Origin of the sequence: Aquimarina litoralis (genome assembly GCF_019295435.1) — a bacterium.
In the GTDB taxonomy this organism is placed as follows: Bacteria; Bacteroidota; Bacteroidia; order Flavobacteriales; family Flavobacteriaceae; genus Aquimarina; species Aquimarina litoralis_A.
Genome location: NZ_WEKL01000051.1, coordinates 1 through 22,743 on the forward strand (window position 1 = coordinate 1; position 22,743 = coordinate 22,743).

At 31.3% G+C, this 22,743-nt stretch carries 15 protein-coding genes and 1 tRNA gene; 11 read left to right on the top strand and 5 right to left on the bottom strand.

Translation table 11 applies throughout. From position 1 onward, the window contains the following. On the bottom strand, positions 1-1,751 hold a 1,751-nt coding region (locus GBO31_RS19945), incomplete at its 3' end, for an FG-GAP-like repeat-containing protein (protein WP_219010237.1). 396 nt (positions 1,752-2,147) lie between these two features. After that, positions 2,148-4,418, bottom strand: a complete 2,271-nt coding sequence (locus GBO31_RS19950; protein WP_219010238.1) for a beta-glucosidase family protein — start codon at positions 4,416-4,418, stop codon at positions 2,148-2,150. A 67-nt stretch (positions 4,419-4,485) separates the two neighbouring features. Here GBO31_RS19950 and GBO31_RS19955 point away from each other — a divergent pair, with 67 nt between their 5' ends. The 9 genes from GBO31_RS19955 (at position 4,486) to GBO31_RS19995 (ending at position 18,938) form a co-directional block, all read left to right on the top strand. Further along, on the top strand, positions 4,486-5,196 hold the full coding sequence (locus GBO31_RS19955; protein WP_219010239.1) for an NUDIX hydrolase: 711 nt from the start codon (positions 4,486-4,488) through the stop codon (positions 5,194-5,196). Between the two features lie 175 nt (positions 5,197-5,371). Beyond that, positions 5,372-6,826 carry a TlpA family protein disulfide reductase gene (locus tag GBO31_RS19960; RefSeq protein WP_219010240.1) on the top strand — a complete coding sequence of 485 codons (1,455 nt, stop codon included), beginning with the start codon at positions 5,372-5,374 and terminating at the stop codon, positions 6,824-6,826. Positions 6,827-7,154: 328 nt separating this feature from the next. After that, the gene (locus tag GBO31_RS19965; RefSeq protein WP_219010241.1) at positions 7,155-8,534 is read left to right on the top strand and encodes a tyrosine-type recombinase/integrase; all 1,380 of its coding nucleotides are present in this window, start codon (positions 7,155-7,157) and stop codon (positions 8,532-8,534) included. A gap of 83 nt (positions 8,535-8,617) precedes the next feature. Further along, the gene (locus tag GBO31_RS19970) at positions 8,618-9,391 is read left to right on the top strand and encodes a hypothetical protein (protein ID WP_219010242.1); all 774 of its coding nucleotides are present in this window, start codon (positions 8,618-8,620) and stop codon (positions 9,389-9,391) included. A gap of 67 nt (positions 9,392-9,458) precedes the next feature. Next, entirely contained in the window at positions 9,459-9,737 is a 279-nt protein-coding gene (locus GBO31_RS19975) for a helix-turn-helix transcriptional regulator (protein ID WP_219010243.1), read from the top strand. A 7-nt stretch (positions 9,738-9,744) separates the two neighbouring features. Continuing rightward, the gene (locus GBO31_RS19980; RefSeq protein ID WP_219010244.1) at positions 9,745-9,897 is read left to right on the top strand and encodes a hypothetical protein; all 153 of its coding nucleotides are present in this window, start codon (positions 9,745-9,747) and stop codon (positions 9,895-9,897) included. Between the two features lie 81 nt (positions 9,898-9,978). Further along, positions 9,979-11,415: a hypothetical protein gene (locus GBO31_RS19985; protein WP_219010245.1), complete on the top strand. Its 1,437-nt coding sequence runs from the start codon at positions 9,979-9,981 to the stop codon at positions 11,413-11,415. 335 nt (positions 11,416-11,750) lie between these two features. After that, positions 11,751-15,548 (top strand): YecA family protein, encoded by a 3,798-nt coding sequence (locus tag GBO31_RS19990; protein ID WP_219010246.1) that lies wholly within the window; start codon positions 11,751-11,753, stop codon positions 15,546-15,548. A 117-nt stretch (positions 15,549-15,665) separates the two neighbouring features. Next, positions 15,666-18,938 (top strand): dsDNA nuclease domain-containing protein, encoded by a 3,273-nt coding sequence (locus GBO31_RS19995; protein ID WP_219010247.1) that lies wholly within the window; start codon positions 15,666-15,668, stop codon positions 18,936-18,938. A gap of 399 nt (positions 18,939-19,337) precedes the next feature. On the opposite strand, the gene GBO31_RS20000 is transcribed toward GBO31_RS19995, so the two are convergent. Both GBO31_RS20000 and rseP read right to left on the bottom strand, forming a co-directional pair. Beyond that, positions 19,338-19,411 (bottom strand) — tRNA-Asn (locus tag GBO31_RS20000). A 92-nt stretch (positions 19,412-19,503) separates the two neighbouring features. Then, on the bottom strand, positions 19,504-20,820 hold the full coding sequence (rseP, locus tag GBO31_RS20005; protein ID WP_219010248.1) for an RIP metalloprotease RseP: 1,317 nt from the start codon (positions 20,818-20,820) through the stop codon (positions 19,504-19,506). A 157-nt stretch (positions 20,821-20,977) separates the two neighbouring features. On the opposite strand from rseP, the gene GBO31_RS20010 reads away from it, so the two are divergent. Further along, positions 20,978-21,652 carry an SCO family protein gene (locus GBO31_RS20010; RefSeq protein ID WP_219010249.1) on the top strand — a complete coding sequence of 225 codons (675 nt, stop codon included), beginning with the start codon at positions 20,978-20,980 and terminating at the stop codon, positions 21,650-21,652. Positions 21,653-21,750: 98 nt separating this feature from the next. Here GBO31_RS20010 and GBO31_RS20015 read toward each other — a convergent pair whose 3' ends face one another. Further along, entirely contained in the window at positions 21,751-22,209 is a 459-nt protein-coding gene (locus GBO31_RS20015) for a hypothetical protein (RefSeq protein ID WP_219010250.1), read from the bottom strand. Between the two features lie 306 nt (positions 22,210-22,515). Between GBO31_RS20015 and GBO31_RS20020 the strand changes: the two genes are divergently transcribed. Beyond that, a complete protein-coding gene (locus GBO31_RS20020) occupies positions 22,516-22,743 on the top strand; it encodes a FeoA family protein (protein ID WP_219010251.1) in 228 nt (75 codons plus the stop codon).

Genomic DNA, 22,743 nt, shown 5'->3' on the forward strand with positions numbered 1-22,743 from the left:
CCTGTTGTAGTATAGGTTACTGTATAATCTCCTGCATCACTATTAGCGATATCAATGATTCCTGAATCTGGATCGATTACCAATCCAGTTGTACTGGAGAACACACCACCAGTTAATCCGGCTATAGAAGGCGTTGGATTCGATTGCTCTTTACAATAGATAGTTTGATCATAGCTAAAACTAGGATCGTCGAGTTCCATAATAGTTACATTTGCTTGATTGGAATTCGGACAAGTTCCTGTTGTGGTGTAGGTTACAATATAATCTCCAGGATCACTATTCGCGATATCAATGATTCCTGAATCTGGATCAATTGCCAATCCAGTTGTACTGGAGAAAACGCCACCAGTTAGTCCAGCTATAGAAGGTGTTGGATTTGCTTGCACTTTACAATAGATGGTTTGATCATAACTAAAACTAGGATCATCTATAGGACTAACATTGATTGTAATCGTCAAACAATTAGCCATCGATTCATCAATACAGCCAATAGCACCATCTTCTGCTCTGACATAATATGTTGTACTTGGCGCTGTTGGACTAACTTCGAATGTAGAAGTATTCGTTGTTGTTGTTCCTAATAAATTTCCTCCACAAGAATCAGTATATATAGACCATGTAGAAGCAATATTGAGGTCACCGGATATGGTAATAGTAGTAGTTTCTCCTTCACATACTTCTGTAGTAGCAGAAATATTAGGTGTGCTAGGGTCTATACATACAGGAATTTGTTTAAACCAAGCAAATCTCGCTACATTAAAACTACCCAGAATAGCATCTTTTAAGCCATCGCCATCCACATCTCCAAAATCTATAGTGGGAAAACTTCCAATTTCTCCAAGAGTTAATTCTCCATTCAAAGTACTTTGAGCTGAGGCAAAATTTGGAACTCCTGATGTTCCGGTATTTTCTAGCCACCTAACAAAACCAGTATCAATCATAAAAAACATATCGAAGTCTCCATCTTTATCAAAATCTTCAAAAGCAGGTATTGGAACATCCATATTATTAAAAGCACTTTCATCAGCCCAAGGACTGTCTGCTTCAGATTGGCGTTCGAAAATTGGATTATTTATTGAGCCAATGTTTTTGTAGTAGGTTAATTTGTCACTACCTAATGCAACAAGATCCAAATCAGAATCATTATCAAGATCTACAAAACCTAAACCGGGAAATTCAGCGATCTCCTGGTCATGAAGCCCTGGTAATCCATTCGGGATGTATTCAAATACCGGAACTTCTGGAGTACCCACATTTCTATAAAAAAGAACATCATTATCCCGATCCCGTTCATAGTCATAATCAGTACCTACGAACAAGTCAAGATCTCCATCATCATCAATGTCCACAAGTTGAGGTCTGTTTTGATTTCTTACCGTTAAAGTTCTATCAATCCAAATAGTATCTAAAGTAGGTATAGATGCTGCTACCCAATTAGGAGCAGTAATTGTACCGTCGTTTTCAAAATAATGTAAAGTCCCTCCTTGGCTACCAGAAATAAAATCTAAATCACCATCGTTATCCAAATCTCCTAATATTGCGGATCGTAAACGACCTCTTGTGATGGCTGTGTTCGGAATTGTTGCAACGTCTAATCCAGCTGGTTCTGGTCCTGGTCCAGTAGATGTTCCATCTGGATTATTAAGAAGACTTCCTCCTCTAAACTCCCAACTTACGTAATCTGCCTGGGAAAATAAAAGTTGATTTCCTAGCATCATTAGTAGGCAAATAGAAATTAATTTTTTTGTCATTTTATTCCAATTACAGCGGTTAGTCGCTAAAGTATAACGTCTATCTTATTACAGCTTTTTTTAAAATAATACGATTGCTAGCAAAATCAATTATGCAAAAGAGGTGCATAATTGAGAATTGTTTGCATCTTATTACCTTAATTTAAAAATAGTATTGTAATTATCTAAAGGAGGGGATGTTAGATAATTTTTTTCCTTTGTTACTTTTGGGCAAAACTAATAATTATGTTTTTGTTGGACAACATAAAGTTATCTTAACTACTTATTCTAAGTTATGCTAGTATATAAAACAGAATGGTGATTGTTATAATCTATAAGATTATCTAAACGTAGGTGTTGTTTTAGATGCATTTATTTTGCGATGACTTTTGTTTTGGTTCGTCCTAAAATGAGGTTTTATTCGATTTGAAATGTAGTAGTTAACAAATCTTCAGCTTTAGATGAATTTCCAACATAAACTTCATATTCCATATACTCTATTTCCCAAGATTTAGTTTGAGGGTTATACCAAGCTAAATCTTGAATAGGCACTTGTAATGCAACTGTTTTAATTGTATTTGGTGATAAGGTCGCTTTTTGAAAATCTCTTAATAGTTTTACTGGACGATCTATTTTAGAATTTTTAAATCCGATATACATTTGAGCTACATCCTTTGCTTTTATATTACCTTCATTTTTAATTTGAACAGTAATTTTAAGAGTATCATTAATTGATAAAGAAGATTGTTTTACTTGCAATGAGTCATATTTAAATTTTGAATATGACAATCCATAACCAAAAGGGTATGAGGCTTTGATATTTCTTTTGTCGAATAAAGTATATCCGTGATAATAATTGTAAGTAATCTCTGCAGTGTATGGGGTGAACAAAGGATAGTCTTTGGTGTCTTTAGCTATAGAAAAAGGTAGTTTACCGCTAGGACTGACATCTCCATATAAGATATTAGCCAATGCAGTTCCTCCTTCCATACCAGAATACCAGGAAAATAGAATAGCTGGTACTTGTTCTTCCCAAGAAGATATATCAATAGCACTACCACCTACGTAAACAACTGCTAGTTGCTTATTAATGGAAGCAATTGTTTGGATCAAAGTTTCATCAGATTCTAAAAGACGGAGATCTTCACGATCCCCACCAATAGATGTATTATCGGAAGGTTTTCCATTTTCGGCAGCTTCAAGCATTTTTTCTCGACTAAAAATGATGTATTCTCCTTCGTCTTCATAAGTAAACCCAACGATTAAAATAACTTCATTTGCTTTTGATGCAATTTGTTTAACCGATTCTAGGTCACTTCCATCATTGAAGATTACCTTATTTCCTAAGGACTCTTGGAATTTTTTAATTCCTTCATATGGAGTTTCTACATAAATGGGATTCGAGTCACTACTACCTTGATCACCGGTATTTTCTACATCTGCAATTCTACCTATAACGGCAATTGTCTTTCCTGTATCTTTTGTGAAGGGGAGGATTTTTTCGTTTTTCAAAAGAACCATGCTTTCTTCAGCAACAGTTCTCGCCAAATCGATACTTGATTCTTTTCCTATGATGCTGTGAGGATAGGCATCTTGATCATCTGTCAATGCATAGGGTAGGCGGGTTGCTAATGATTCGATAACAAGTTGGTCAATTTGTGTTTCTGTAATCTTTCCATCAGTAATAGCGGTTTCAATGATATCATTAGTATAAGCTTGTTGAAAAGGCATTTCTACATGAAGTCCAGCTTGAATACCTTTGACACCATCATATAAACCAAAGATCCAATCTGTTGTAACAAATCCTTCAAAACCCCATTCATCCTTTAAAATATCGGTTAATAGATGTTTGTTTTCTGCACAGAAATCCCCATTCACTGAATTATAGGCGCTCATAATTGAAGCTGGTTTTCCTTCTTGAATAATTTTCTTCCAATGTGGTAAATAGACTTCTCGTAAAGAACGTTCATCAATTTTCACGTCAACAACCCATCGAGAGTTGTCGATACTATTGAGTACAAAATGTTTTGGACAAGCCATGACATTGTTTTCTTCTAAACCTTTTACTGCAGCAACACCAAACGCTCCCATAAGCCATGGATCCTCTCCATAGGTTTCTTGTGCACGGCCCCAACCGGGATGTCTTAAGAGATTAATACATGGTGTAGCAGCATAATTAACCCGATTGGCGCGCATTTCTGAAGAAATCACTTTATTAACTTCATATTCTAGTTCTGGGTTCCAGGTAGCGCCTCTGGCCATACCAACCGGGAAAGTAGTAACAGCATCTACATTTTTATCCAGTACTCGAGCTCCTCTTGGACCATCAGATAAAACCCAAGGTGGAATTCCTAAACGATCATTTTTACCTACATATACGTGTGGGAATCGTTTTTGGCCTAAAAAATTTACAACAAATTTTGTCAACCCACTACCGTAAGGTTCTCCATACATTTGATCTATTTTCTCCTCAAGTGTCATTTCAGACACTAGTTCTTTTGCTATTTCTTTAGAATTTGAAGAGGATAGTTTGTTTTTTAAATCGGGATTCGTGATGTACAGGCTATACATATCATAATTTACATTTTTGTAGTATAGATATCCTCCTACAATACATCCCAATAAAAAAAGGACACCTATAACTTTTAGTACCTTTTTGATCCGTTTTTTCGACTTCGATATTGCCATAATGTGTCTTTTTGCCACAAATATAAAATAATTGTGGCAAAAAGACACAAATTAGTATTTTTGGAAAATGGATGTAAAGAAATTTTTAGAAGAAGGAGAACAACATTATTTACCTAATTTATCCGTGGATATTGTAATTCTGGGATATCAAAATGGAATTTTGAAAGTATTACTTCAAAAACTCAATGATAAATGGTGTTTGCCAGGAGGATACGTAGGTATTAAAGAAACCGTTACGGATGCCGCTATTCGAGTATTGGAGGAAAGAACAGGATTGAAACAATCCTATTTACAACTTTTTCGAGTATTTGGAGATGCTAACAGAAGTTTTTCTAAAGAGTTTGAAGTAATATTAAAGAAAGAAGGATATGCTTGGCATAAAGACTTGTGGATTAACAAACGATTCGTAACCTTAGCACATTATGCATTGGTAGATATTGAAACGGTTTTTCCAAATGGAGGAATATTTTCTTTAGCCTATGATTGGTATGCTATTGAGGAATTACCGGAAATGCATATGGATCATAGTGCAATTGTTGTAGCTTCAAAAGAGCAGCTCCAAAAAGATATAACAGTATCACCTATCTCTTTTAAATTATTGCCAACAACATTTACGATGCCGGAACTGCAAAAATTGCATGAGACTATTTTAGACAAAAAATTAGAACGTAGTCGGTTTCAAAAAAAAATGTTGGCTATGGAAATTTTTGATCGTTTACCAAAAACTAAAGATAATGCTCAAGGCCGAAAACCTTATTTATATAAATTTAAAAACTAAGCTCTTTAAGATAGATTATCTATAGTAACTTCTCTAAATAGAAAATAACTACAAACATCTGATTCGGGACTTAAATCTTTTATTGAATAAAAAATTCGTCCGAGACTATACTTTCGGACTTTTGAGAATTAAAAAAAAGTTTTTTTTGTCATTAGTAAATAATTAAATAAAACAAATGACAAGGTTAAGAATAATATATCATAAGGAAAAAAGTAATAATCCAGACAAATCTATAATAGATAGTAATAACAATTATCCTAGGATTAACATCAAGGTTATATGTTATTTGTTAATTGTTTCCATTTTATTAACGTTTAATTCTTGTACTCAAAAAACTTCTAATGCTTTTACAACGCTTAAAGGGAAACTTCCAACTGACATTAAAGAAGCACGAATCGATTATGGAGAAGGATGGGAGAATCTTGCTGTTACTAGAGAAGGTACTTTTGCAGATACCTTAATAATTACAACTCCTCAATACGTATATTTATCGTTTGGTGAGTTTACAACAAGAATTTATTTTACCAATGGTGATGAAGTTGTTATCTCTGCCGAATCTGATATCTCATTTAGTGGAAGTAATGCTGAGATTAACAATTATCTATACAAAGATTATCAAGATGATCAAGCAATAGCAGCATTAGAATTTAATTCTCATAAAAAGATTTTCTCACAGAAGGAAGTCCCTTACATATCCTATAGAGATTCTATAAAAAATGCTAAAATTGATCGTTTGAAAACCCTTTCAGCTGATACGAAACCATTCCAGGATTTTCATCAAAAAAACATCGAATTTCAGTATCAATATGATGTTGCTCGATATCCAAACTATCACAGTTACTATTTTCAGGAATATAAGCCAACTGAACTTATAATGAATTTCCTCAAAGGAGTTGATTTTGATAATGAAACATACGCTAAAAACTACTCTGGATATCGTTTTTTGGTTGATTTAGTTCTTGATAAACAAATTGAAAATCTGGTCGATAAAAGCTTAAGTTCTATAGAAGCAAGTCTAATAGTGCTTCAAGACATTAAAAGCCCAACCATTCTACACGGTCGATTAAACAATGCACTTTATAATTTTACGGTTAATGAAAAGAACATGGAAGAAATCCGAGATAAAATGCTTGCTTTAGCCAAACAAGAAAGAACTAAACAAGCTATCACTAATCACTATAATGTAATCAGTAAGCTAAAACCAGGTAATCCAGCTCCTTCTTTTGAGTTTGAGAACTATAAAGGTGGTAGAACCAAGCTATCGGATTTTAAAGGTAAATACGTATACATAGATGTATGGGCCACGTGGTGTGCTCCATGTATAAAGGAAATTCCATATCTCAAAAAGATTGAAGAAGAATTTAGTGATGCTAATATTGAATTTGTTTCTGTAAGCGTAGACGCGCCTAGATTTTATAATACCTGGAGAAAAATGATCGAGAGCAAAGAGTTGATTGGTACACAGCTTATAACTGATAATGGTTGGGATAGTGATTTTGTTCGTGATTATGGTATGCAAGGAATTCCACGTTTTATACTTTTGGATGATAAAGGTGACATCGTTTCTGCAGATGCTAAAAAACCAAGCGACCCCAAATTGAAAGAACAGTTGGAAGCTTTAGGGCTATAATATAAGAACTTCAGGCTTTATTGACTTTAAGGGGTTATTAGTTGCTCTGTTTGCCATTAAAAATAAATAAGTCCTAAGAAATCTATTCTTTAAATTATAAAAGTATTAAAAACAAAAAAGTCCAACATTTCTGTTGGACTTTTGCTCCCCCTCTTGGGGTGTATTTTAAAAATTTTAAAAAACAAAAATATACATAAAATGTTGTAAAAAAGTTATTTAATTACAGTTTTGTGTTTTGGAGTGTAGTATGCTGTTGGATAAAATCTGCATTTTTCTGGATAAAATGGTGGATAAAATTTTTATCTTTGGTATGTTCAAACATTCGGATATGGCAAGTATAAAATTCTACCCTTATCTTCCTAAGGGTAAAGACAAAAACTACAAGGGGAAAAGTAAGATTTACATAAGACTTACTATAAAAAGAATTACTGATAAAGATCACAGAGGCACAAAGTATCTTGACTTTAGACTTTCTACTACACAGACAATAGAAGACACCTCAACTTGGGATTACAATAAGAATTATCCAAAAAAGAACTCTGCTTCAAATAAGAACTTACATAGTGTTTTATACGATTTAGAACGATATATTGATGAAGAAATCCTGAAACAGGAGAGGAGTACGGATCAAAGTATAAATGATTTTACCAGTGATAAGCTAAAAAGATTAATTGTTGGGTTTTTTAATGATGAGCCGTTAGAGGATCTGGATTTGCTTATTCCATATGCCAAAGACTTTGCTCTAAAATTAAAATCCAAGACCTATAACCGTAATGGCACAAATTATAAGTTTACCCAGAATACCGTAGACAAGTATCTGAATTTTGCTAATAAGTTAGAAGTTTACGAAAAGCATCTAAACAGGAAAATCAAAATTGTAGACGTGGATGATGAATTTTCTAATGGCTTTTTAAATTATCTTCAGGATAACAGGAGTATGGCTATTAATACTTTGGGAAGGTTTGCCAAAAGACTCAAAACAGTTATAAGAGATGCAGAATCAAAAGGAAGAAAAGTATCTCCGAAGTACCATAAAATAAAAGGTTTTGAGGATGAAACGGTAGTTACTTATCTAACTTTTGATGAGATTGATACAATTATCGAAAAGAAAATGCCTACTAAACAATTACAGGTAGCGAAGGATTGGTTGATTATTGGTTGCTATACAGGACAAAGAATATCGGATCTGTTTAGGATGAATAACAAGATGTTTATTTCTGAAGATGATATTGATTATATAAGGTTGAAACAGTTTAAAACAAAAGAAAATGTATTGATTCCTATACATTATAAGGTAAGAAATGTATTGGAAAAATATAGTGGAGACTTCCCACCAAACTTTTACAAGAATGAAAAAAGTAACAGGACATTACTATCAAATTTGATGAAAGAGGTATGCGAAATTTCGGGAATTAAGCAGATGGAAAAAGGTCGTTATAATGGAGTAATAGGGATGTATCCAAAATACAAACTAATACAGAACCATACTTGCCGACGATCTTTTGCAACTAATTTTTACGGATTAAAGGAGTGGTCAACTCCTGAAATAATGAGTATTACGGGCCATAAGACAGAAAAAAATTTCTTAAAATACATTGATAATAAAGACTTTCACCTCAATAAGAAAGCAGGTCAAAATATGAAATATATGGAGGAGCGGGATAAGCAAAAAAAGAAACAACAAACTCAAAAGTTAAGACTTGCTTAGATGAATAAATGCTTTATCTTTTTTAAGAACCCTTTTCTCTGAGAAAAGGGTTTGTTATTTTTAGGTAGGCAAAGTATTAAATTATGGGTTATACAAATGATAACGGTGTAGAAAGAAGAATTTTAGAGTTAAGAGAATTTTATAAATCTATTGACAAAGAATTTGGTCATAAATTAAAGGAATTAAAAGGAGATGAACTGATAGGATATTTACAAATGACTTGTGTCAATGCAAAATTTGAAATTGACAGAGCTATATTTTTCTTTAAGCAAACTGAAGTCCTTTTTGATGATCAAATGGAAGATTTAAAGGACGTATTGAGACGTATAAATAGTTATTTGCTAATGGCTAAAGAAGAATTATATAAACTCGGTACAGAGCCAAGCAAGGAGTTGGAGGAATCATTTGGGATCTCAGCTTATCGGAACTTTTTCCACCCTTCAAAGATTTCACTATTAAAAAATCATAAAGAAATAGAAAAGGAAATCAGGGATTATATTAAGGCCAAGATAAAAGAAGAACCCGATTTTCCATACTATTGTGAAGTAGGGGCATTGTTTGCCCAAGGTCTAATAAGGTCTAAAAAAATACCTGAGGAGGCATCCTATAAATATTATTATAAAAATGAAGATCCACTAGATTTTCCGAAATTTTGGAAATATATCAAAGAAAAGGTTATAGGTAGGGGTAATCCTAGACAAATACTACAACATTCTTTCGACAAACAAGGTGATAAGAATATCTACACATCAAAACGTATTCAAAAAATATACGATTATTGTAAACATTACAATATAGAAATGGTAGATGATTTTATAAAAGAATACGAAAATATCACCAAAGAAAAACAGAACTGAAAAAGAACTAGTTCACTAAAAGGTTCATAAAGGCTAAAAGTACTTTTGAGAAGTAAATTTTAAAAGTATGAAAAAGCCAGAATTTATTATTATTTCGATAGATGATCTCAAAAATGTCTTTTCTGATGAGATCAGATCCCAATTAAAAAGCTTCTCAGAACGATTTAAACCGGTAGAGCCGGAAGAGTTTATTACAGTAGAAACATTGTGCAAGGAATATCATATTCATAGGTCTACAGCACATAAATATTCAAAGGAAGGAATACTAAAGAAATACTCTTTAGGAGGAGGAAGAGTGCTATATAAAAGAAGCGAGGTAGAAGCAGCATTAATTGAACTTAAATAGTAGTGTGATGGGAGTTCAATTATTAGCAGAAGCATTGGCATATTGTGAGCCAATCTCACCAGAACTTGCTATCAAATTGTCTAAAAGGTTAGGAGTAACACTTGATGATTTTGTAGATATCCTAGTAGCAGAAATCGAGAAAAGAAAAAGAGAGCTATGATGCCCTCTTTCTATGTTGTTCAAACGGTGTAATACGGCAAAGTATTACACCCACTAAGATACAAAAATCCCTTTTTAATTAGTGGTTGATGGTATTAAAATATTATGTGTTGGTACGGATTACCGTGATTGGGAGAAAAATGAACTCTTACAATTTCAAATCAAGGTCGATGATAAAACTCGTTTGTCTAAGACTGGGAGAAAATTCGCAAAACACCAAGGGCTATATTTCTCTATAATTCCATCCACAAAATCCAATACTAAACATTGTATTGTACGAGGGTCTTTGCATCGTTATTATAATCAAGGGAGGGATAACGCATCTGACTTTGGTTTTATGGAGCTTCAGGAGGTAATTAATGATCTACAAAACGTATTTCATATTGATCTTAGACAAGCCAAAATACAGACATTGGAATATGGAGTAAATATCTTCACGAACTCGCCAGCTAGAAACATTATTAGAGGGATACGTGCTTATGGTAATTCTGCTTTTGAACGATTAAAAACGGACGCAATCTATAACGGTAGACAACTTAAAAGGCAACTTTTTAAATATAAGGTGTATGATAAAGGTATACAACAGTCAAAAAGCTTAGACAATTTGTTGAGAGTCGAGGTAGCTTTTGACAGCATCAAAGAAATTGGAAAATATGGTGTTGAAGTTTTAGAAGATCTAAGGGGTTTGAATAAGGTTTGTAGTCTTAAGGAAAGATTACTTGCTATTTGGGAGGATATGATTTTTTATGATAAGGGGATGCAGTATAGAAGAATGACCAGATGGCAACGAGAAAAAATGTTATACTATCTTGATGCTAATAATTGGGAGAAGTTTACTCCAATGCAAAGATTACGTGCGAAAAAACATTTTAGAGAGTTGTATAATGAATTTTGCACCTCTACAACGCAAAAAGATATACTTCTTTCAATACGACGAAAATTAGAAAGTTTGACCACTTTAAAAAGTGATGTTTTACGCAACTATTATAGCAAAAATGGGTTAGAAAAGCAGTTATATATTACTGATATAGATAAACAGGTAAAACATCACATAAATGATATTCCAGAAAAAAGTAAAAATAGGAATATGAAAAGTGTTAAAAAGAAGAACAAAAAATGTTTAGTATGTGTGACTAATATTTCTCATAAAAGAGCAGGAACAATTTATTGTTCTAACAAGTGTAAAGACTCATACCATTCCAAGAAAAGAACCAAGCTAAGAAGAGAGAAAAAAGAAGCCGAAAAGAAGAACCTTAATAAATTGAAGAAGTTAATACCAAAGCAGCACTTTTTTTATATTATATCCTGTAAAGGTAAAGGTCTTTCATATACCAATCGTTTATTAAGACTTGATGCTAATACATCTTCTAATATTATTAGTACTATCAATACCGTTGAGGTAAGACGACAAGAAAGAGGAGAGAAGGTTATGCGCTTTACATCTTATCGTGCAAGGGAGTTGATTAAGATAGTAATTCAAAAACAAAAACCTGTTGGTAAAAGTAAAAAGGTACTGTAAACTGTTATAATGCATTTTGCAATACTTTGCGCATGGCATTCTACAAATGCTTTACACTGATTTAAAAAAGTGCAACAAAAAGTGCAACACAATTGTTTTGGTTTTGAAACAAAATGACATAAATAATTGATTTTCAGTTTTTTAAGTGAAAAAAATGTGTTTCAAAAAGTGTTGCAGTATTGAAGTGTAGTACTTTTTTAATGTTTCATAATTATGAGTAAAAAATAATTGGTAGATTTAAAGTGTAAACACATAACCCCTGTATCCGAGTTTTATATTCGGGTACAGGGGTTATTGTTTAACAATTATTGACTTAATACGAAGTGAATCAAAGAATGGTAAAAATTGGAAGAAACGAAAAATGTCCTTGCGGTAGTGGTTTAAAGTACAAAAAGTGTTGTATAAATATTGATAAAGAAAGTCAAAACTATAAACCATTAAACTTTGAGGAATTTAGACAACAATCTTATCAAAATATTACCGATCGTGATTATAAGTTGATTAATCAATTTATTCTTAAGAATAACTCAAAAGAACTATTAAAAACACTGGCTTATTTACAGCTTCAACCGCAGAACCATTCTAAAAATGTGAGATTTGAAATTTTAATTCATCAAGTTCTTTCATCTCCTAATTTTAATAGTCCTAAAAACAAAGGATCATTAAATCAAAATGAATTTAAGAGTTTACTCGATAAAGAATTGCCATACCACGAATTTGAAGACCCTGCGGAAGGTTTTTTTACCGAAAATTTAATTTTCACGAATGGTAATAATGTAGTTTATAGTGGAATTGCAACTGATACTTGCGGTGTCGTACAGGGACTAATTAACGTAATCCTTTCAGGAATTAAGTTTACGGATAAATTCAAAAAAGAAGTTTTATCGGGTTGTCTATTTATATTGGAAATTCATAAAGAAATAGCAAATAAATTAGGTCATATTCACAGAATGTATGAAGAGATAGAAAATGATGAAATCTATTTTCCCGGAAGTGAAATGTTTAAAAAAAACAAAGAGCTTTTCTGTTATAATCAAGATGATATAGATTCCCTTTGTAAGAAATTGAATATCGCCCCTGATGTAATTAATTATTTTCTATGTGTTGAACCTGTCAAAGAACACTCTAGTTACGAGAAAGATGAATCACCTTTGCTAATAAAACCTTTTATAAAACTTGAAGGTGAGTACTATCTTGTATTGCCAACAACTGAACTATTCTGTTTAAATGAATTTATAATAGAAAAAGCACAAGAATACAAATGTCTAGATTTATTGGTAGAAGCATATGCCAAACAACAATCCAACATTGCTTTTACTTGGTTTAGAAAAATGAATTGGAAACAAGAAGCCTTTAAATTTTCCGAGCAAAATGAAAATAAAATAGCTTATATCGTTAATAAGACTCTATTCAAATTTGATGAAGATAAGTTTTCAGTGGTACTACACATTAATGAATCTACTATTACCAAGAATGAGTCATACGAGATAGATGAAATAAGTGCTTTAAGTAACCAAATAATTGCTGAGGTAAAAGAAAAATATCCAAATCATAAAATTCTATTAGTATCTATATATCAGAAGTATAGAATGTTGAAAAACACAATGTTTGGACTAACTCATGACATCAAAGCAGATTTTTCAATTGGAATGTTAATGGCTTCATTTGAAGCTATAATAAATTCTTGGAATTTTGATAAACTTAATTTTTGGAAGTATGCTAGGCAATTAGAGGAAGTTTCATACTCTGGTCTTTTTAGTCATTTTAATACTCATTTATCTAAGATGAATTGGTATAAAAGAAATCATGATTCTTTTTATGATTCTGACGAAGCAATGCCAAATATGATGTTATTTGATTTATCAACTGAAGGTAAGATAAAAAGAAAAGGACTAAAAAAAATTGATAAGATTGGAATCCCAATTTTCATGGATGGTGAATATGGGTATTTACAATGTATTAGACAAGATGAAAATATTCCTATTTACATATCATCGGAATTTATGTATGGATTTATAAGGAGTTGTTTGTATAGTTACTCTTTTCCTATTTGGATGAATGCAAAAAGAAGATTGGATAAAAAAGCTAATACTTACATAAGTGCTATTTTGTATTGGTTACATGACATGAAACCTTCATTGCAAGATTATTTATCTCCTCTAAAAGAGTTACCAATACATTTTGTATTAGAATTAGATCAAGAAATATATGATTTACAAACTTTAGAAAACCTAGAGAATGAAAGTTTGAATTTTTCATACAGCATAGATTTAACTAATGGAATAATTGACTTTAAAGTCCCTTTAGGATTAATCGATTTTTTAAGCAGTTCTTCTAATAGGGGTGAGCAGATTTTAATGGCTTTTATAATAGATTCTTTAGGTTTTTTTATGGAAAAAAGTGGTGTTGGTAAAAGAATGAATATTGAGCAGAGGGATGAAATTATATTTAAGCATATACCAACAGGAAATAAAAAAATGATTTTAATGCCGACAGGGGGAAGTCAATACGGTATGCTTCTGTCAGATATTGATATTGATGATTATCGATATTTACAAGATTCTGAAAAATCATTTATCCTTGAAAATCAGGTAAAATGGTATAAGAAGTCTATTGAGGAAGATTTTATTGAAAAAAATAAAAATTCTTTTCTCAATGATTTTTCATTTATTAATATGAAAAAGGCCATTGAATTAATTCAAGAATTCAACATTAAGAATCTTCTTCCTTATGTTATAAAAAGACACGAATCACTGATTCAGAATAAATATTTTAGACAGGTATATTACCCAGCAAGAATGTTATGCTATGAAAAGTATTTGGATGTAAAACAAGAGTTTTTTGAGTCGGAAAAAAGACAAATAGAAACATCATTAGTTTACAGGGTATTAATTGAATTTATTGTTGCTGAGAACCCAAAGGGAAACAGGCTTCCAAATGATGATGATTTAGATTTAATACTATCTCATCTATCTCAAGTCAACAACTATGCTTATTTGAGTGATGAAATAATATACGGATTTAAAGATCCTAAAATTTGGATTTTACCTTCTGGAAGAATAGGTATAGATAAGAAAATCTCAGATGAATTTAATAAGTCCCTATCTCACGCTATTTATGGAGAGGATTTCGATACTTATAAAGAAAGTTTTCAAAATAATTTTTATTCAAAAGATAATGAATTGGAGGTTGAAAAGGATTATGCTCACATAGAAAAGGTCTCTAAAGGATTTCTAAAAGATTGGAATATTAGTCTATTTGATATATACAATATAGGTCATTTCTTATGTGAGTTTAGTTTGTCAAAAAACAAGTCCTATTGTGAAATAACCGAGGATCAATTTTATGAAGAACTGAAGATAGAATTTACAGAAAAAGTGATTACAGCATTTATAAAGGTTATGTGTATTTCTACTAGAAATGGAATTTTAAATTTTCCAAATGGAATTAGAAAAGAAGAGTTTTATCCTTGGAGATATAATAGGTTGTATTCATATATTAGAAAACCCCTGATAAAGTTAATAAGAGAAGATGAGGTCTTTTATTGTTGGGGTGCAAGACATATGCTAAACTCAGTTTCTAATTTGCTTCATAGTTTTTATGATGGTACTTTAAGAACTGAGAATGCCTTAAATATTAATAATTTGATTGCCGAAAGATTAGTTGTTAAGGGATCTGAGTTTAATGATAAAGTATATAATTGGTTAAAAGAAAACTCAAAACTAGAAATAATAGGAAAAGATAAATGGATTAAACCAAAAGGGTTTTTCCATTCCGAAATTAATGTTGGGGATATAGATGTTTTGGGCATAGATCATTCTAAAAAAATTATTTATTCAATAGAATGCAAGAATACTTCACAGGCAAAACTACCATATGAATATCATTCTGAAATGATGAAGTATTTTGGTAAAGAAGGAAGTAAAAAAGAAGGATTGATTACTAAACATGTGAATAGAGACAATTGGTTAAAAGAAAACAAAGACAAAGTTGTTTTAAAACTCGGAGTCACTAGAGCATACGTCATTAAGTCTATAATAGTAACCTCCAATTTTTTGCCATCTAAACTTATTAAAAGGCCTGTCTTAGAAACATACTCTCTTTGGGAAGTGAAAAAGAATAAACTTTTGTAATGCCTGAGTTTTATCTCAAACATTATTTATTGGATTAACACTAGGTTTATAAGTTTTACATTTTCTAATAAATGATTATTATAATTAAATGAATTTAAATGAAATTTCAGATAATAAATGAATCTATCAAAACTACATATTTTTTCAAAAAATACTGATGCTCATGCTTCTCAAAGAGGTTATAACTATCAAACATTATGCACTCTTGAGGTTTGGGTGAAAAACCTATTAAATAATGTTGAAGAAGAAATTTTTTGTGAATTCGAAGAGGATGTTTTTCAAAGAAATTTGGAGAAAGAGAATTTGAAATTCAAACAAATAAAATTGTATTCAAGTAATTTTTCTTTCAAAAGCGATGAAGTGAAAAAATGTATAATTCATTTTTTTATGCTTCATATCAAGCTTGATTATAAGTCTTTTGATAAAGAATATGTTTTTGAAACAAATACTGGAATAGCTAAAGAATATTCTGGAAATGATGCCTCTTTATTAAAAGAATGGTTTAAAAACCAAAATAATCCTAGTGAAGATCAATTAGACCGATTTTCAACTAAGATTAAAGAAATTATTGCGGATTACATTGGTAAAGAAAAACTTAAGGTTAAAAATGCAGATAGCGGAGAAATTAAAGAAGCTATAAATGTATTTGAAAATTTAGATGACAATTTTTGGTACGAATTTTCTAAATCCATTAGGTGGAATTTTTTGGAATCCGATCCAAGTACCGAATTTGCTAAGGTTAAGGAAAGGATTGAAAGTGATTTGTACGAACTTCCTTATGAAATAAACCCTGATAACATAACTTCATTTTTTGGCATTCTTTTAGAATACGTTTTTCAAAGAACGGCACAAGATAACCCCAAAAATAGGAGATTAACAAACCAGAAATTAGTGTCTTTGATTCTAAACGAAAAAGATGAAGATGATAAATGGTATACTAGAAGATTTAGTTATTACGAGAATGTAGAAAGTATAGATGAATTTAGAATAGGAGAATTCTACGAAATAATAGATTTAGTAAATTATTGTAGAAGAAAAAAATATCTAGCTAGGGATAAGGATAAATGGGAAACATTGCTCTCCTGCTATACCGATAATCCGCTTATCGATAAAATATTTAGAAGGAAAGGTATATATGAGTTAGTTTACTTAAATGCATTTATATACGAGGTTGATTATGATGACTTCCGTAATACCGAACTTACTACAGGTAATTTTAAAGGGATAGAAGATCAAATACGGTATTATTTAGATGATATAGAAAATATATTGGATAGTAGTGAACTTGAAAATGTGTTAAACATTTTGAATATTATATTCCCACAGATTATTGAAGAAAATAATAATATTTCCAAAGATGAATTGAAAAAATGGTACGTTAATTTTCTTTACGTCATCAATAAAAGATTGGAAAGCCCTAAAGATATCAATGAAAAATGCCACCTATTAGAAATTAAGGCTAACTATTTTATAACAAGAAGTATTAGCAATCCTAAAGAAGAGAATCAATTTATAGAGTACTTTAATGAGATTGAAAAAAACATTGAAAAAGCACCTCTATATAATGTTACACAGCTTGGGCAAAGAATAAACAAGATGATTAAGATGTTTATTAATATTGATCCAGATGATAAAAGAGGAGTTGTAAAATTACTTGAGCTGTTTCTAGAAAAAATATCTCCTTTTATTGAAAAGAGAAATGGTAAAATTGCATTGGCAAAGCAGCAAGTAGATCGTGGAGCTAGTTATTTAATGCAAACTAATAAGTTTTTTCTTCTAAAAGCTATAGAGTATTTTCATAAAGCAAAAGATAATTATTTCCAAGAAAACACTCTGGAGGGTTATGTTTTGGGTATGCTGAATATAGCACAGTTTTATAATTCAATAGGAATGAATTATGCTGCTAAATACTACGCATTAGGAGCATTTAGAATAAGTGTTAATGAAGCTTTAGTTAAAAGAATAGAAGATAGTTTGGCTTTATTATTTTATTCTGATTTCAAGCAAGGAAATTGGTTTGATGCAATTTCAATATATAAAAAATTTGTTATAGCAAGAGATTCTTCTAATCAAACTGAATTTAATAAGGAAAATAAAATATATAGAGATCTGTGTCTTATTTTTTATTTTATGACGAACATGTCAAATCAATATAAGTATTTTGTTGATGACTTCATTTTACAGTCAAATGATATTGGAACGGAAATAATAAAACCTAGTATTTTGATGCTAGAAGATAAGGTTAATGATCTTGATAATCCACTTAAATTTATTGAAGAAAAGATAGATGATTTTCCTTTAAACGATGTAGGGGCCAAAAGAATTATTTCTTTTAATGCTTTAGGAAGTCTATGGGAAATGAATTTTGACAATGAATATATTATCACATCAATTGTAGAAGAATTTATTTCGATGGTGCAGATTACACTAGTAGAGATTTCATTAACGGAAATAGATTTTCATTTGATAAAAAGTCATATTGAAATTGAACTAATAGTTTCTGACAAAATAAAAACACCAGTGCAAGTTCCATCTAATGATAAGATCAAATGGAAGGTGTTTTTAAAATTCTTTGATAATTCTGATTCGGAAAAGATAGAGAAACATGTAGCAGAGACTACAGCCTGTATAATGTGGGTCTTAAATAAAATTAGTTTGTTGAAAGAAGAAGAATTTATTGAGTTGTACGGAGAGTTTATCGAAAGCCGTTCTTTAGGAAGTAAACAGATTAATGTAAATTTATATCAAAGGATTTATAGGGATATTTACAGTGAAGATGAATTTCAAGAGTTTAAGAAACAGTCCTTTTATAAAGAGGATTTTGGTCTTAGTTTACCTAATGAAAATGAGGTCATGAAATGGCGTCATGAGTTAAGCAAAAAATATAATCAAGAAAAAGCGTTAGAGGCCATTAAGAATAGATTTAATAATACAGATAAGAGTATTTATTTAACATTGAGTGATTTAAAACAAAATCCAGAATTTCCTGATTTTATAAATAATTTGAGGCAGAAAGGATGGAAAGATTGGCAAATCATCCTTAGTATCTTTAATTTTATTGTGGGTTATAAGGCAAATAAATTTGAAACTAATGAATTGGGATCATCAAAAGTTTCTTTTGAATCTTTTCAAAAAAGATTCAAAAAATATGCAGATATGGATGAGAAGGATTGTTATGTCTACTTCCCTTTAGAAGCGTTTAAATCTGAAGAATTTAATTTTCAACTTGATGTAAGCATAACTTCTATCTTAGAAAGTTATGGATTAGGAAATAAACTAAAAATTCCAAACTTTGGCGTTATTAAAGGGTTTTTGGATATTAGATTTAATTTATCAGTGGATGATTATAATGAGAACAATCCATTGCGTGAGATAAAAAGTACTATTTAATAAAATTCGATTATACCCTCTTATTATTTTAATAATTCTAATGGTAGGTACTGTAAACTGTTATAATGCATTTTGCAATACGTTGCGCACGGCGTTCTGCAAAAGCTTTACGTTGATTTAAAAAAGTGTAACAGAAAGTGTAACACTGTAACACCTCGACTGTAACAATGCTGATAACTACTATAAATATTGAAAAAATGGCTGTTACAGTATACCAAAATGGTGCAACTGTAACGGTAAAGTGTAACAGTTTTGTTTAACGTTGAAAAAAGGGATCAGATTTTGACATTTTTCTTCCTACAAAAACACTTTTTTGAGATTGTTGGATAAATGGTTGGATAAAAAGTGATGAATAAAATCGAAAAAGCCTCAACTTTAGTAAGTTAAGGCTTCTTTCAGCTCCCCCTCTTGGGCTCGAACCAAGGACCCTTTGATTAACAGTCAAATGCTCTAACCAACTGAGCTAAGGAGGAATATGCTTTTGCAAATATAGAGTGTTTTTCTCTTTTGCGAGTGCAAATATATACTAATTTTTGATACTCAAAAAGTTTTTTTTAATTTTTTATCATTTTCCGAATATTGCGCGATAAATATCATTACCATTTGCGAATAAAAGTAAGGCAATTAAGATTACAAAACCTACTAACTGTGCATACTCCATAAATTTATCATTTGGCTTTCTCCCTGCTATAATTTCATATAATAAAAACATTACATGTCCACCATCTAATGCCGGAATTGGTAAAATATTCATAAATGCCAAAATAATCGAAATAAAAGCAGTTGTGCTCCAAAAAGCTGCCCAATCCCAAACAGGAGGGAATAGATTACCAATAGCAGCGAAACCACCTATTTGTGTCGCTCCTTTTTTAGTAAATACGTATTTAAACTGCGCGATATAATCATGCAATTTCCAATAACTATAGTCAAATCCTTTACTAATACTTTCTACAAAAGAATACTCTTCTCTATTAATCTTATAGAAAACAGGATAAACACCAATAGTTCCTTTTTCGTCAGTTTTAACAGAGATTGTTTGCTCTGCCCCATCTCTAAGAAAAGTAATATCGATTTTTTGATCTTCTTTTGGTTTTACTTCTTTTTGAAATTCGTTCCACCATGAGATCTTAGTACCATTTACGGATAAAATTTCATCTCCATTTCTTAAACCGGCTTTAAATGCTGGTCTATCAGCCACTACTGTGTCTAATATTGGTTTAAGTCTAATATCGAATGGCTCCATTACTCCCTCTTGGAACATAGTTTTGCCTATGTCCTCTGGAAGGTCAATAGTTTTTGTGCTACCATCAGCTGATAATACGGTAATATTTTGCACATCTCTTAAAAAGAGATACATATTGATATCTGTAGCATCTTTAAAGTCTTCTCCATTGACTTTTAGAATCCTATCTCCATCTCTGAAACCATATTTTTCGAAGATTTCAGCTACTTCATATCCATCAGGAATATCTTCTACAGAAACGTAAGATGTACCCCAAGTAAAAATGATAGCCATATAAATTAAGAACCCTAGAATAATATTTACTGTTACTCCACCAAGCATGATAATCAATCGCTGCCAAGCCGGTTTGGATCTAAATTCCCAAGGCTGAGGAGGACCTGCCATTTGTTCTTTATCCATGCTCTCATCTATCATTCCAGAAATTTTTACATAACCACCTAACGGTAACCAACCAATTCCGTAAACAGTTTCACCAATTTTTTTCTTAAATAGAGAGTATTTTACATCAAAAAACAAGTAGAATTTTTCTACGCGAGTTTTAAATAATTTAGCAGGAATAAAGTGTCCTAATTCGTGTAAAACGATTAAAATGGACAAACTTAATAATAGCTGTAACGCTTTTACAATTATTGGACTCATAAGGTCTAATTCAAAATTAAATCACGCAAAAGTAACCTTTTAGACTAGTTTATAAAAGAAATAAGGTCTACAGATGTTGGTTTTAGTATTTTTTTAGCGAAAACAATAATTTGATATACTATAAACCTCGTAATTTTGTTATTCATAAAAAACAGGTATGCTTCGCTTTTTTTCCAAGTACAAATTCTTTGCCATAGTATTATTTGTATTGTCTGCAATTATAATTTCTATAATCTATTCAATTCTTAAACCTAAAAGAGTTTTACAGGTATATGAACCTGATATGGTCGCTACTGAATTAGTAGATAGTACTGTTCAGCATGTACGTAAATACCATAAAATAGCAGATTTTAGTTTGTGGAATCAAAACGGAAAAAATATCACACAAGCCGATTATAATGATAAAATTTATGTTGCTGATTTTTTCTTTACTACGTGTCAGACAATTTGTCCAATTATGACGGATCATATGAAGCTGATCCAAAGCCGATTAAAAAAAGACGCTGAGGTAATGCTTTTATCGCATACTGTAATTCCAGAAACAGATGACGTACCGCAATTAAAAGCGTATGCTAAAAAAAAAGGGGTGGATGATACTAGGTGGAATTTAGTGACAGGAGATAAAAAGCAAATTTATGACTTAGCTAGAAAATCCTATTTGGTAGCCAAATCATATGGAGACGGTGGTCCTTACGATATGATTCATACCGAAAACTTTGTCTTGGTCGACAAAGAAAAACGTATAAGAGGGTTTTATGACGGTACTGATTTAGATGAAATCGAACGTTTGCTCGAAGATATAGATGTACTAAAAGAAGAAAACGTAAAATAACACAGCTGCTTCAGAAAATATTGGTAAGCTTAGCAGCTGTGTTTCTAGGGATTACTCGTAAATCTTATTTTTTTTAAACCCTTATTAGGTTTTTGATGCTACCATTCAGGTTCTAGACCTATGGTAAATGAAGTTGGAGTACATCGAGTGTAAGAAACAAGAATTCCATCATCGTTTACGTAGCAGATCAATTTTTCATCCCATCCATCAGGACAATTGGGTCTCCAAGGTGGTAAGTTTCCTGCTGTCGGGATTACCAATTTGTCAAATACAACAACCTTTCCATCCGCTGAAGAGATTTGAAAACTAGTAATAAAAGTATCACGTAGTTCATAGGATAGTTTATTGCCTGTTTTTTCATTTCTTGCCACGAAATACTTACCATCTTTCTTTGGCATTCTAACGGTATATTCATCATACTTTTCAATTTTATCGGCTTTATCTTCACTTGACAAATCGATGTTCTCTTGATCAATACTGCTTTTTTCACAAGATGTTATTACTGCAATCAAGCAAAGTAAGAATGCTTGAAATAATCGGTGTTTAAGATTTTTCATTATAATAGGTTTTAATTACGAATAAAATTTGTCTTACTCTATTAAAGGCTTTTCAGTTTCCGCCTATTTCTAAATTTAGATGGGTTGAAGGTAGTGGTACTTGTTTGTGAGAATGTCCGAGAATATTGATTTTCAATGATTTCGGACGGTTTTTGGGGTAATTCACCTTTTTTGATCAGGATAAAAGCTGTTTTTTGAGCGGTATCCCAAAAATATCTTAAAACCATATATTAATCATAGGCATAGTTTTTTCAATAGACTTTTTTCCATTATTTTTGCTTTGTTTAAAATTATTCTAAATAAAGCTTGAAAGTTACTATTGCACATCTTAAAAAAGGTCAACGAGGATTGATTAAAGAAATAACTTCGGATACAATCCCTCTTAAATTACTAGAAATGGGATGTCTGCCAGGTAACGAAGTTCAGTTAGTACAAACTGCTCCTTTTCAATGCCCAATGTATCTTTCGATCAATGGTAGTCATCTCGCTATTCGAAAAGATATTGCTTCACAGATAGAGATTGAAATTATTTAA

Excerpts from the sequence above, each read along its gene's own strand:
- GBO31_RS20010 (WP_219010249.1), top strand. The coding sequence starts at position 20,978 with ATGCTTCGCTTTTTTTCCAAGTACAAATTCTTTGCCATAGTATTATTT.
- GBO31_RS19955 (WP_219010239.1), top strand. The coding sequence starts at position 4,486 with ATGGATGTAAAGAAATTTTTAGAAGAAGGAGAACAACATTATTTACCT.
- GBO31_RS19995 (WP_219010247.1), top strand. The coding sequence starts at position 15,666 with ATGAATCTATCAAAACTACATATTTTTTCAAAAAATACTGATGCTCAT.
- GBO31_RS19980 (WP_219010244.1), top strand. The coding sequence starts at position 9,745 with ATGGGAGTTCAATTATTAGCAGAAGCATTGGCATATTGTGAGCCAATC.
- GBO31_RS19975 (WP_219010243.1), top strand. The coding sequence starts at position 9,459 with ATGAAAAAGCCAGAATTTATTATTATTTCGATAGATGATCTCAAAAAT.
- GBO31_RS19950 (WP_219010238.1), bottom strand. The coding sequence starts at position 4,418 with ATGGCAATATCGAAGTCGAAAAAACGGATCAAAAAGGTACTAAAAGTT.
- rseP (WP_219010248.1), bottom strand. The coding sequence starts at position 20,820 with ATGAGTCCAATAATTGTAAAAGCGTTACAGCTATTATTAAGTTTGTCC.
- GBO31_RS20015 (WP_219010250.1), bottom strand. The coding sequence starts at position 22,209 with ATGAAAAATCTTAAACACCGATTATTTCAAGCATTCTTACTTTGCTTG.
- GBO31_RS19990 (WP_219010246.1), top strand. The coding sequence starts at position 11,751 with ATGGTAAAAATTGGAAGAAACGAAAAATGTCCTTGCGGTAGTGGTTTA.
- GBO31_RS19960 (WP_219010240.1), top strand. The coding sequence starts at position 5,372 with ATGACAAGGTTAAGAATAATATATCATAAGGAAAAAAGTAATAATCCA.
- GBO31_RS19970 (WP_219010242.1), top strand. The coding sequence starts at position 8,618 with ATGGGTTATACAAATGATAACGGTGTAGAAAGAAGAATTTTAGAGTTA.
- GBO31_RS19965 (WP_219010241.1), top strand. The coding sequence starts at position 7,155 with ATGGCAAGTATAAAATTCTACCCTTATCTTCCTAAGGGTAAAGACAAA.